Raw genomic sequence first — 11321 nt, 5'->3', positions numbered from 1 at the left:
TCACACATCCCTCTTTTCGAAATCGATGCGCGGATCGATCCAGGTATAGATCAGGTCGGAAACGAGACCGATCACGAGGCCCAAAAGCGAGAAGATGTAGAGCGTGGCAAACACCACCGGATAGTCGCGGTTGACCAGCGACAGATAGCCGAGCCGGCCGAGCCCATCGAGCGAGAACACGTTCTCGATCAGCAGCGAGCCGGTGAAGAAGGCCAGAATGAACGAGCCGGGAAAACCGGCGATCACGATCAGCATCGCATTGCGGAACACGTGGCCGTAGAGCACCTTGCGCTCGGAGAGGCCCTTGGCCCGGGCGGTGACGACATATTGCTTGCCGATCTCGTCGATGAAGGAATTCTTGGTCAAAAGCGTGGTGGTGGCAAAGGAAGACACCGACAGCGCGATCAGCGGCAGGGTCAGGTGCCAGAAATAGTCGAGCGGTTTCTGCCACCAGGGAAGCTGGGAGAAATTATCCGAGACCAGGCCGCGCAGCGGAAACCAGTCGAAGAACGAACCGCCCGCAAACAGGATGATCATCAATATGCCGAGCAGGAAGCCCGGAATGGCGTAGCCGATCACGATCACGCCCGAGGTCCAGACATCGAAACGCGACCCGTCCTTCACCGCCTTGCGGATGCCGAGCGGGACCGAGATGCCGTAGGACAGGATCAGCACCCAGATGCCGAGCGAGATCGACACCGGCAGCTTGTCGGCGATCAGGTCAATGACGGAGGAATTGCGGAAGAAGCTGTCGCCGAAATTGAAGGTCGCGAAATCCCGCATCATCAGCAGGTAGCGGGTCAGCGGCGGCTTGTCGAAACCGAACTGGCGCTCGAGATCGGCGATCAGCTCGGGATCGAGCCCCTGCGCGCCGCGATAATTCGACGAGGCCGCGCTGTCGAAACTGTCCATCGACATGCCGGCATCCGAACCGCCGGAAATCCGGCTTTCCGCGCCGCCGCCCTGCCCGTTGATCTCGGCGATCACCTGCTCGATCGGCCCGCCCGGCGCGAACTGCACGATGATGAAGGAAATCGTCATGATCCCGATCAGCGTCGGGATCATCAGGAGGATGCGGCGAAGGATGTAGGAGGCCATCAGAAGAGGCCTTTCGCCACGGAATCCACTGGAAGCCGCATAGCCCCCTTCAATCTCCCCCCTTGAGGGGGAGATGCCCCGACAGGGGCAGAGGGGGGTGAAACGCCGGCCGATGGACTCAGAATGAATTGGATGCGCTGCACCCCTCTCTGTCGCTTTCGCGACATCTCCCCCTCAAGGGGGGAGATTGACTGTCGGGCGGGACGATTTGTGGGCAACAAACCCAACGGACCTACGGAAGCGGCCATCATGCAATCGGCCATAGTGTTCATTCCCCCTCCGTCGACCACCAGCCGGCGGGGAAATCGAGGCCGTATTCGGGGAATTCGCCGTGGGTGATCGTGTTCCAGTAGGCGATGCGGTAGTCCCTCGAATAATAAAGCGGGATAATGTAGTCATTGGCGAGCAGCACCCGGTCGAGCGCCTTGGTGGCGGCGACCAGCGTGTCGCGGTCATCGGCGAACACGATCTTCTTGATCAGCGCGTCGACGCCCGGATCGGAAATGCCGGCATAGTTTTCCGAGCCCGGCTGATCGGCCGATTGCGAGCCCCAGTAATTGAACTGCTCGTTGCCCGGGCTCAGCGACTGGGCCCAGAGTTCCCAGATCATGTCGTAGTCGAAATCATTCACCCGGTTCTGGTATTGCGAGGTATCGACGACGCGGACCGAGGCATCGATGCCGAGCTTGCGCAGGTTTTCGACATAGGGCAGCACGACAACCTGAAGCGAGGGATTGTCGAGCAGGATTTCAAAGGCGAACGGCTTGCCGGTATCGGCGTTGATCAGCTTGCCGCCCTGCCGTTCATATCCGGCCTCCTTCAAAAGCTCGAAAGCCTTCTGCAGGTTGGAGCGCGCTTCCTCCTGCGTGCCCCCCACCGGCAGTTTGTTGGCCTTGTTGAACACGTCCGGCGGCACCAGATCGCGCACGGAATCGAGAATCTGCAACTCCTCGCCCTTGGGCAGGCCGGTGGAGGCGAGATCGGTCCCGAACCAGAAGGAATTGTCGCGCGCATAGGCGTCGCTCAACTGGTTCTTGTTGATGGTCTCGAAATCGAAGGCATAGATCAGCGCCTCGCGCACGCGCTTGTCGTTGAACGGCGCGCGACGGTTGTTGGGCACCAGCGCCTGCATGATGCCGGCGGTCCGCAACGGATTGGGCACCGCCTCGCGGGTGACCTCGCCATCCTTCACCGCCGCGAAATTATAGCCCGTCGCCCAGCGCTTCGCCCGCGTCTCGATCCAGAAATCGAACGTGCCGGCGCGGAACGCCTCGAAGGCAACGTCGAGATCGGCGAAATAGAGGTATTTCACCGTACCGAAATTGTTGCGGCCGACATTGACGTTGAGGTCCTTGCCCCAATAATCGTCATTGAGGCGATAGGTGATCGAGGAACCCGCATTGACCGTGTCGATCACGTAAGGGCCGGAGCCGACGATCTTTTCCAGCGTGCTTGCCGAGACATCATGCACGACATTGCCGTCTGCGTCCTCGAACCAGTGCTTGGGCAGGATCAGGAGCTGGCCGACGATCTGCGGCAGTTCCCGGTTTCCGGTCTGATCGAAGCGGAACGTCACCTCGCGCTCACCCGTCGCCTCGGCGCTGGTCACGTGGCTGTAATAATTGGCGTAGACCGCGTTCAGGCTCTTGAAGCTGTCGAACGAGAACACGACGTCCTCGGGCGTCACCGGCTCGCCGTCGGAGAATTTCGCCTCCGGGCGCAGCCTGTAGGTAACCGAGGAAATGTCTTCGGGGTAGCGGAAGGCCTCGGCCAGAAGGCCGTACATCGCATTGATCTCGTCTTCCGAAGAGGCCATCAGCGTTTCGAACACCAGTCCAAGCCCGATCGCCTTGTTGCCGCCATATGGAACGGGATTGAGCGAATCAAAGGTGCCGGTCGCCGAAAGCTTCAACTCGCCGCCCTTCGGGGCATCCGGATTGGCATAATCGAAATGGCTGAAATCCTGAGGGTATTGCGGGGTCCCGGTGAGTGCGGTGGCGTATTGCCAGTCGCCTGCGCCATTGTCGTCAGCCAGAACAGCGGGAGCCGAAAGCCCCGCAACAGCGATCACGATCGCCCGAGCAGCCTTTATCCACATGGTTTTTGCCTTCTGCGTGCTTGCTTTTCTCGTTTCCGGCACAAGAATAAGCAAATATCGGCATGGGTGCACAAGTGGCCATTTCGTGAAATCATGATGGCAGCGGGTTTTGCGTCTGCCGTTTCCGGCAGGATGCGCCGCATCGAGGGAGCAACATCATGCGCTGGATCAATGCCCTGTCCGCAGTCCTCGCCCTGGTGATGGCGGCATCCATGGCCATCGCCGAGGATTTTCCGCCGCCAGCCAAGGTGCTTTTCGCATCGGAGGCGGCGCCGACCGCAGGCCAGCCGCATTCGATAGGATTTTATTCCAAGGGCTGCCTTGCCGGCGCCGAGGCGCTGCCGATCGATGGTCCGACATGGCAGGCGATGCGGCTTTCGCGCAATCGCCGCTTCGGCCACCCCGATACCATCGCGCTGATCAGGAAACTGTCGCGCGAGGCCGCGCAATATGATGGCTGGCCGGGGCTTCTGGTCGGCGATATCTCCCAGCCGCGCGGCGGGCCGATGATCTCCGGCCACGCCTCCCATCAGGTCGGCCTCGACGCCGATATCTGGCTGACGCCGATGCCGGACCGCACGCTGACGCTGCGCGAGCGCGAGGATATCTCCGCAACGTCGATGCTGAAGGAAGACGGCACGCTGTTCGTCGACAGGCAGAAATTCACGCCTGCCCATGAGCGCTTGATCATGCGCGCGGCAAGCTATCCGGAGGTGCAGCGCATCTTCGTCCATCCCGGCATCAAGAAGGCGATCTGCGATGACTGGAAGGGCGACCGCTCCAACCTTGCCAAGGTGCGGCCCTATTACGGCCATTACTACCATTTCCATATCCGCCTGTTCTGCCGACCCGGTTCGCCCGACTGCAAACCGCAGAACAGGGTGGACATGGCCGATGACGGCTGCGGCGCGAACCTTGCCTGGTGGCTTTCCGACGAGCCCTGGGCGCCGGCAAAACCGGTGACGCCGCCCGAAAAACCGTCGAAGCCGCCGCCGAAACCGACGCGACCGAGCTATACCATACTCTCCGACCTGCCGGCCGCCTGCACCGCCGTGCTGGATGCGACGGCGCCCGCTCAACTGCCGCAGGCGGCGCTGACGCCCGCGATCCCGCTGCCGCCGCTTGCGCCATGGCCCGAAATCGGCCCCGTGCCGACGCAGAGACCAAGTGGGTGAGCCGGCTCTTTCAAAGCGATTTGAACTGATGTAGGAAACCCGAAACCGCATGAGAGGCGCAATGCCTGCGCAACGGGGAAACACAATGGCCAGAATACCGCTCGAACAACCGCTTGCCTTCCCCATTCTGATCGGCGACATCGGAGGCACCAATGCCCGGTTTTCGCTGCTGGTCGATCCCTATGCCGAACCGCGCGAGTTTCCGATCGTGCATACCGCCGATTTCGCCACGATCGGCGATGCGATCCAGGCGGCGGTGATGGACAAGTCATCGCTGCAGCCGAGAAGCGCGATCCTGGCTGTCGCCGGCCCGATCCGCAGCGATGAAATTCCGCTGACCAATTGCGACTGGGTGGTGAAGCCGCGCGACATGATCGCCCATCTCGGCCTCGTCGACGTGATCGTCATCAATGATTTCGAAGCCCAGGCGCTGGCGATCGCCAACATGGCCGACAAGTTCCGCGAGCCGATCGGCGATACGCCGGACAAGTTGCTCGCCTCACGGGTCGTGCTCGGTCCCGGCACGGGGCTCGGGGTCGCCGGCCTCGTCCATGCCGAGGAACGCTGGATCCCGGTCCCCGGCGAAGGCGGGCATATCGATGTCGGCCCGCGCACCGCGCGCGACTATCAGGTTTTCCCCCATATCAAGACGATCGAGGGCCGGGTGGCGGCCGAGCAGATCCTTTGCGGCCGCGGCATGGTGAACCTCTACAATGCCATCTGCGCCGCCGACGGCATAGAGCCGCAGCCCTATGAGCCCAAGGATGTCAGCCAGCACGGCCTCGACGGCACCGACCGCCAGGCGGTCGAAACCCTGTCGCTGTTTGCCACCTATCTCGGTCGCCTTGCCGGCGACATGGCGATGGTGTTCATGGCGCGCGGCGGGGTCTATCTCGCCGGCGGCATTTCCCAGAAGATCCTGCCGGCGCTGAAATCGCCGGAATTCCGTGCTGCCTTCGAGGACAAGGCGCCGCATACCAAGCTCCTGGAATCGATCCCGACCTATGTCGTGACCCATCCGCTGGCCGCCCTCGCAGGCCTTTCCAGCTTTGCCCGCACCCCCACCCGCTTCGGCCTCGCGCTCGACGGCCGCCGCTGGCGCGTCTGAGCCGGGGGACCGTGCGCCGGTTTCATCCCGCCGGCATGATTTCTGAAATTGCCACTTGCACCGGCTCCCCGCCTTTCTATATTGAGTGCCTACTCACTTATTAGGGAAAGACGGCATGGCGCGGCCGACCAGCGAGGAAAAGCGAAAGGCGATACTCGACGCCGCCGAAAGGCTGGTTGCGGAAACCGGCACCGGCGTCTCGACGGCGAAGATCGCGCGAGCGGCCGGCGTCGCCGAAGGAACCGTTTTCGTCTATTTCGAGACCAAATCCATGCTGATGAATGCATTGCTCGGCACGCTGGAAGCCGAGCTTGCCGCCGCCTTCTCGGTCGGGTCGCGGCCGGGCGACGGCGGGCGCGGGGATATCCGCCATGTCTGGGACCGGCTGATCGCCTGGGGCTCTGCCCATCCAGCGAAATGGCGGGCGTTGAAGCGCCTCAAGGTATCCGAATACATCACCGAGGCGAGCCGCAGGGAAATGGATGCGCTGTTTGGCGAACTGATCGCCATGCTAGCCGAGACGATCCGCCGTCACGCCGGCGACGCCATAGCGCCCGACTATGCCGGCGTCGTTCTCAATGCCCTTGCCGAAGTCACGTTCGAACGGATCGCCGCGGAGCCCGACCGGAGCCGGCACTATACCGATCTCGGGTTCAACTTCTTCTGGAACGGCATAACCGCAGGCAAATCCGGATAGCCACCCCGCGCGCGGGCGGAAACGCCCGGGGCCTGAATTCCGGTCGGCCACGACCGGCACCACCGGCAGCGGGATTTCCGCTGTCTCATTCAACCAAAAATTTGAGTGCCTACTCACTCAATATCGATAGGAAAATGAAAATGACATCTGTGAAAACATGGCTCATCACCGGCAGCGCCCGCGGTCTCGGGCTACACATCGCAAGGACCGCGCTGGAAGCGGGTGAGCGCGTTGTCGCCACTGCCCGCGATCTTGAACGGCTGGAGCCGCTCACCGCCGAATTCGGCGATCGCGTCGCGCCCTTCGCCCTCGACGTCTCCGACGCGGCGCAGGCGGAAAAGGCCGTCCGGTTCGCGGTAGACAGGTTCGGCCGCCTTGACGTGCTGGTCAACAATGCCGGCTTCGGGCATTTCACCCCGTTCGAGCAGTCCGACCCCGATCACTTCCGCGCCCAGATCGAAACCAATTTCTTCGGCGTCGTCCATATGGTGCGCGCCGCGCTTCCGCATATGAGGGCCCAAAGGTCCGGCCACATCATCAACGTCTCATCGGTCGGCGGGCGCATCGTCGGCCCCGGCATGGCCGCCTATCAATCCTCGAAATGGGCGGTCAGCGCGTTTTCCGAGATCATTGCCAAGGAAACCAGCCATCTCGGCATCAGGACGGTATCGCTGGAACCCGGTGGAATGCGCACCGACTGGGGCCGGATTGCCCGCAGCGATGTCCCCGACCTGATGCCCGACTATGAACCCGCGATGGGCGCGATGGCGGAAGCGTTGGACAAGGTGGTCGGCAACGAGGTCGGCGACCCCGACAAGGTCGCCGCCGTCGTTCTCGATCTCGCCAACAGCGATCATGTGCCGGAACACCTTCTGCTCGGCAGCGACGCCTGGGCGATGCTGCACAAGGCCGAAGAAACCCGCAGCAGAGAAGCCGCCGAATGGGAGGCCGTCACCCGGTCCACCGACAGCGAGAGCACCGATCTTTCATTTCTCCAGCACATCTGAGCAACGCGGCAAGGCCTGCCGGCCGGCAACAAACCGGAGCCGGCAGGCCAAGATCGACCTTTTCTTCCGTAAAGGCTTGCAATAAGGTCGGCCTGCCCCGCCCAGCCAGCTGCGGCGGGGCCGCCGTAAAACGCAAATACCAGGAAGACATATGAATTCTCCGGCAATGAAGCTCGTCGTTGTGGGCGCCAGCGGACGGATGGGCCAAAGCCTGATCCGCATCATCTGCGAAACCGAAGGCGCCGTGGTGCACGCCGCGATCGACCGGCCGGATAGCCCGGCGCTGGGCAAGGATGCGGGCGTGCTTGCCGGCGTCGGCGAACTCGGCGTCGCAATAACCGAGGACCCGCTGAAGGCCTTCGTCGATGCCGACGGCGTGCTCGATTTCACCGCGCCGGCCGCGACCCTCGAATATGCGGAACTGGCGGCGCAGGCGCGCATCGTCCACGTCATCGGCACCACCGGCATGTCGGAGGCTGACGACGCGAAGGTGATGGCGGCAAGCCGCCATGCCACCATCGTCAAATCCGGCAATATGAGCCTCGGCGTCAATCTCCTCGGCGTCCTGGTCAGGGAGGCGGCCGCAGCGCTTTCCGCCAGGGGCTGGGATATCGAGGTGCTGGAAATGCACCATCGCCACAAGGTCGACGCGCCGTCCGGCACCGCCCTGCTTCTGGGCGAGGCTGCCGCCGAGGGGCGCGGCATCGCGCTGAAGGACAAGGCCGTGAAGGTGCGCGACGGCCATACCGGCGCGCGCGAGGAGGGCACGATCGGCTTTGCCACGCTGCGCGGCGGTTCGGTGGTGGGCGAACACTCCGTGCTGTTTGCCGGCGAGGGCGAGACCGTGAGCCTTTCCCACAAGGCCACCGATCGCAGTATTTTCGCCCGTGGCGCGGTCGAGGCGGCCCTTTGGGCGCGCGGCCAGAAGCCCGGACTTTATTCCATGCTCGACGTGCTCGGGCTTTCCAAATAGCAACGTTTGAAGGAACTGATTTTATGAGCGGAACACTGGTTCTGGTCCGTCACGGCCAAAGCGAATGGAACCTGAAAAACCTTTTCACCGGCTGGAAGGATCCCGACCTCACCGATCAGGGCGTGGCCGAAGCCCATGCCGGCGGCAAGGCGCTGGCCGAGACCGGGATAAAGTTCGACGTCGCCTTCACATCCGACCTGATCCGCGCCCAGCGCACCTGCCAGATCATTCTCGATGAAATCGGACAGGGCGATCTCGAGACCATCAGGGACCAGGCGATCAACGAGCGCGACTATGGCGACCTCGCCGGTCTCAACAAGGATGACGCGCGCAAGAAGTGGGGCGAGGAACAGGTCCATATCTGGCGCCGTTCCTACGACGTGCCGCCGCCCGGCGGCGAAAGCCTGAAGGATACCGGCGCGCGGGTATGGCCCTATTATCTCACCGAAATCCTGCCGCGCGTGCTCAGCGGCCAAAAGGTGCTGGTCGCCGCCCACGGCAATTCGCTGCGCGCGCTCGTGATGATCCTCGACAGGATGAGCAAGGAGGAAATCCTGAAGCTCAACCTGGCGACCGGCGTTCCCATGGTCTACACGCTCAAGCCGGATTCAACGGTTGCCGACAAGACCGTGCTTGGCGACATGTCAGCCGCGCACTGAGGGCCAGCGAGGCCTTTTGCGCGCGCGTCCGGACGAAAAACCGGCATCCGCTTTTTCCGGACGCGCCCTATCCCGCCCTGCCCGTGGGCGAGAACTGGGCGACGAGCGTGTGCATGTCGCCGGGATAGGTGAGGTTGACCTGGGTGATCGAGCCGCCGGCGTTCCATGTGCGGCGGGCGATGACCAGGCAGGGCGTGCCCTCGCGCAGGTCGAGCAGTTCGACCTCGGCGCGGCCCGCGCCGACGGCATTGATGCGGTGTTCGGCTGCACTCCACGGCACCTGTTCCAGAAGCCAGGACCCCGGCGGATACCTCGAAAAATCCGCGTCTTCCGCCTGGGGCACTTCGGCAAGGCTGATCAGGCGGTCCTCGAGGCAGAAGGGACGACTTCCGGCGCTGTGAAGGCTGCGGAGATGAATGACCGGGTCGGGCTTTGCAAGCAGCAGCCGGCGGCGGTCCGCATCGTTCGCGCCCCGGCTGGCGCGCTCGACCAGCCGGAAATCATAGGCGAGGCCAAGCGCCCGTACCTCGCGTTCAAGTTGATGGATTTCCATGACGGCGGACAGCACTTCCGGCTGGCGGACATAGGAACCCGACTTGCGGCGGCGCTCGATCAGGCCCTTTTTCACGAGCTCGGACAGCGCCTTGTTGACCGTCATCCGCGAGCAGCCGTATTGCGTCGTCAGTTCGTGCTCGAAGGGTATGCGCGTGCCCGGCGGCCACTCACCGGAGAGAATCCGGTTTTCCACTTCCTGCTCGATGCGGGCATGAAGCGCGAGCGGACGGTCTTCGCCTTCCCTGGCCATCCTCAGCCCCGGCTCGCCGCCGCGATCACCTCGGCCCGGATCTCCTCGGTAAGCTGCATCCGGAGCCTGGCGAATTCCGGATCGGCCTTGAGGCGATAGTCGCGCGGATGCGGGAAATCGACCGGCGTCACCGAGGAAATCCGCCCCGGCCGCGCCGACATGGTGACCACCCGCGAGGCCATGAACACCGCTTCCTCGATATCATGGGTGACGAAGATCACCGTCTTCTTCTCCCGCTCCCAGATGCCGAGCAGCAATTCCTGCATCAGCCCGCGGGTCTGGTTGTCGAGCGCGCCGAAGGGCTCGTCGAGCAGCAGGATCTTGGGTTCGTTGGCGAGCGCGCGGGCGATCGCGGTGCGCTGCTGCATGCCGCCCGAGAGCTGCTTCGGCCAGTGCTCGGCAAAGGCCGAAAGGCCGACACGGGCGAGATAGAGATCGACTATCTCCTTGATGGCAGACGTTTTCATGCCCTTTTCACGCAGGCCGAAACCGACATTCTCGCGGATCGTCAGCCAGGGAAACAGCGTATAGGACTGGAACACCATGCCGCGATCGGCCCCTGGCCCGCGAATTTCCTTACCCTCCAGATAGACTGTGCCGGTGGTCGGCCGGTCAAGCCCCGCGACGATGCGCAGCAGGGTCGACTTGCCGCAGCCGGAAGGGCCGAGGATGGTGACGAAATCGTTCTTTTCCAGCGTCAGGTCGGTCGGCGACAGCGCCTGGACCGGCTTTGCCCCGCGCCGTCCGGGAAACACCCGCGAGACGCCCCTGACCTCAAGCTCGGGCGCGCTCATGCGAACCTCCAGGCGAACAGGTGGCGGTTCGCCAGCTTGAAGGCAAAGTCCGAGATCAGGCCGATCACGCCGATGACGATGATGCCGAAGATGATCTGCCCGGTCGCCATCAGCGCCTGCGAATTGATGATCATGTAGCCGATGCCGGACGATGCGCCGATCAGTTCGGCAACGATGACATAGGTCCAGGCCCAGCCGAGCACCAGCCGCAGCGTCTCGGCGATATCCGGCGCGGAGGCCGGCAGCAGCACCCTTCGAACGACACCCCTGTCGCTGGCCCCGAGCGTATAGGCGGCCTCGACGAGATCGCGCCTTGTATTGGCGACATAAACGGCGACCATCAGGATGATCTGGAACACCGCGCCGATGAAGATCACCAGCAGCTTCTGCATTTCCCCGATGCCAGCCCACAGGATCAGGAGCGGCACGAAGGCGGAGGCCGGAAGGTAGCGGGCAAACGAGACGAACGGCTCAAGCAGTGCCTCGATCGGCTTGTAGGCGCCCATCGCAATGCCGACAGGAACGGCAATGGCCGACGCAACCACAAACCCGCCGACAACGCGCCAGACCGTGATGCCGATATCGCCGAGGAAACCGCGCTTCGACAGCAGCCACCAGCCATCCTTCATCATGGTGATCGGATCGGCGAGAAACGTCTTCGACACGAACCCGCCAAAGGTCGCGAACGACCAGCCGGCAAAGAAGATCACGAAGAACAGGATACCGAGGGACAATCGGAGTCCCGGGCTGATAGGCTCAAGCGGTTTCATCGGGTCTCCGTGTTTTGGGATGACGATGCCATCGGTATTTCGTCACAGGCATATAATTCAATTTCAGACGGGGAAGACCTCGTTTGCGAAAAGCCCTCCCTCCCGTTCTGCGTCATCCTCGGGCTTGACCCGAGGAT

11 protein-coding genes are annotated in these 11321 nt (G+C 63.0%); 6 read left to right on the top strand and 5 right to left on the bottom strand.

Going from position 1 to position 11321, the window contains the following annotated elements:
- Together HQ843_RS10210 and HQ843_RS10205 are read right to left on the bottom strand one after the other, a co-directional pair.
- Nucleotides 1–1098: a microcin C ABC transporter permease YejB gene (locus HQ843_RS10210; protein ID WP_180898409.1), complete on the bottom strand. Its 1098-nt coding sequence runs from the start codon at nucleotides 1096–1098 to the stop codon at nucleotides 1–3.
- Nucleotides 1099–1366: 268 nt separating this feature from the next.
- Entirely contained in the window at nucleotides 1367–3196 is a 1830-nt protein-coding gene (locus HQ843_RS10205; RefSeq protein WP_180898410.1) for an extracellular solute-binding protein, read from the bottom strand.
- Between the two features lie 158 nt (nucleotides 3197–3354).
- On the opposite strand from HQ843_RS10205, the gene mepA reads away from it, so the two are divergent.
- From mepA to HQ843_RS10175, 6 genes are all read left to right on the top strand, one after another.
- Nucleotides 3355–4371, top strand: a complete 1017-nt coding sequence (gene mepA, locus HQ843_RS10200) for a penicillin-insensitive murein endopeptidase (RefSeq protein WP_180898411.1) — start codon at nucleotides 3355–3357, stop codon at nucleotides 4369–4371.
- An 85-nt stretch (nucleotides 4372–4456) separates the two neighbouring features.
- A complete protein-coding gene (locus HQ843_RS10195; protein ID WP_180898412.1) occupies nucleotides 4457–5479 on the top strand; it encodes a glucokinase in 1023 nt (340 codons plus the stop codon).
- A gap of 115 nt (nucleotides 5480–5594) precedes the next feature.
- The gene (locus HQ843_RS10190) at nucleotides 5595–6176 is read left to right on the top strand and encodes a TetR/AcrR family transcriptional regulator (RefSeq protein ID WP_180898413.1); all 582 of its coding nucleotides are present in this window, start codon (nucleotides 5595–5597) and stop codon (nucleotides 6174–6176) included.
- A gap of 140 nt (nucleotides 6177–6316) precedes the next feature.
- Nucleotides 6317–7183: an SDR family NAD(P)-dependent oxidoreductase gene (locus HQ843_RS10185; RefSeq protein WP_180898414.1), complete on the top strand. Its 867-nt coding sequence runs from the start codon at nucleotides 6317–6319 to the stop codon at nucleotides 7181–7183.
- 151 nt (nucleotides 7184–7334) lie between these two features.
- The gene (gene dapB / locus HQ843_RS10180) at nucleotides 7335–8156 is read left to right on the top strand and encodes a 4-hydroxy-tetrahydrodipicolinate reductase (protein ID WP_180898415.1); all 822 of its coding nucleotides are present in this window, start codon (nucleotides 7335–7337) and stop codon (nucleotides 8154–8156) included.
- Between the two features lie 23 nt (nucleotides 8157–8179).
- Nucleotides 8180–8815: a 2,3-bisphosphoglycerate-dependent phosphoglycerate mutase gene (locus HQ843_RS10175; RefSeq protein ID WP_180898416.1), complete on the top strand. Its 636-nt coding sequence runs from the start codon at nucleotides 8180–8182 to the stop codon at nucleotides 8813–8815.
- Between the two features lie 67 nt (nucleotides 8816–8882).
- Here the strand turns inward: HQ843_RS10175 and hutC are convergent, their stop codons facing one another.
- The 3 genes from hutC to HQ843_RS10160 are packed head-to-tail and all read right to left on the bottom strand — an operon-like array spanning nucleotide 8883 to nucleotide 11184.
- Entirely contained in the window at nucleotides 8883–9620 is a 738-nt protein-coding gene (gene hutC, locus HQ843_RS10170; RefSeq protein ID WP_180898417.1) for a histidine utilization repressor, read from the bottom strand.
- Between the two features lie 2 nt (nucleotides 9621–9622).
- Complete coding sequence (locus HQ843_RS10165; RefSeq protein WP_180898418.1) at nucleotides 9623–10414, bottom strand: ABC transporter ATP-binding protein; 792 nt, start codon at nucleotides 10412–10414, stop codon at nucleotides 9623–9625.
- Nucleotides 10411–11184 (bottom strand): ABC transporter permease, encoded by a 774-nt coding sequence (locus tag HQ843_RS10160; protein WP_180898419.1) that lies wholly within the window; start codon nucleotides 11182–11184, stop codon nucleotides 10411–10413. Before HQ843_RS10160 ends, HQ843_RS10165 begins: the two co-directional genes overlap by 4 nt.
- Nucleotides 11185–11321 lie beyond the last annotated feature (137 nt).

It is taken from the genome of Martelella sp. NC20 (assembly GCF_013459645.1).
Classification (GTDB): Bacteria; Pseudomonadota; Alphaproteobacteria; order Rhizobiales; family Rhizobiaceae; genus Martelella.
Note: the sequence above shows the minus strand (reverse complement) of the source record. Positions and strands in the feature narration are given on the sequence as shown.

Excerpts from the sequence above, each read along its gene's own strand:
- HQ843_RS10210 (WP_180898409.1), bottom strand. The coding sequence starts at position 1,098 with ATGGCCTCCTACATCCTTCGCCGCATCCTCCTGATGATCCCGACGCTG.
- HQ843_RS10205 (WP_180898410.1), bottom strand. The coding sequence starts at position 3,196 with ATGTGGATAAAGGCTGCTCGGGCGATCGTGATCGCTGTTGCGGGGCTT.
- mepA (WP_180898411.1), top strand. The coding sequence starts at position 3,355 with ATGCGCTGGATCAATGCCCTGTCCGCAGTCCTCGCCCTGGTGATGGCG.
- HQ843_RS10195 (WP_180898412.1), top strand. The coding sequence starts at position 4,457 with ATGGCCAGAATACCGCTCGAACAACCGCTTGCCTTCCCCATTCTGATC.
- HQ843_RS10190 (WP_180898413.1), top strand. The coding sequence starts at position 5,595 with ATGGCGCGGCCGACCAGCGAGGAAAAGCGAAAGGCGATACTCGACGCC.
- HQ843_RS10185 (WP_180898414.1), top strand. The coding sequence starts at position 6,317 with ATGACATCTGTGAAAACATGGCTCATCACCGGCAGCGCCCGCGGTCTC.
- dapB (WP_180898415.1), top strand. The coding sequence starts at position 7,335 with ATGAATTCTCCGGCAATGAAGCTCGTCGTTGTGGGCGCCAGCGGACGG.
- HQ843_RS10175 (WP_180898416.1), top strand. The coding sequence starts at position 8,180 with ATGAGCGGAACACTGGTTCTGGTCCGTCACGGCCAAAGCGAATGGAAC.
- hutC (WP_180898417.1), bottom strand. The coding sequence starts at position 9,620 with ATGGCCAGGGAAGGCGAAGACCGTCCGCTCGCGCTTCATGCCCGCATC.
- HQ843_RS10165 (WP_180898418.1), bottom strand. The coding sequence starts at position 10,414 with ATGAGCGCGCCCGAGCTTGAGGTCAGGGGCGTCTCGCGGGTGTTTCCC.
- HQ843_RS10160 (WP_180898419.1), bottom strand. The coding sequence starts at position 11,184 with ATGAAACCGCTTGAGCCTATCAGCCCGGGACTCCGATTGTCCCTCGGT.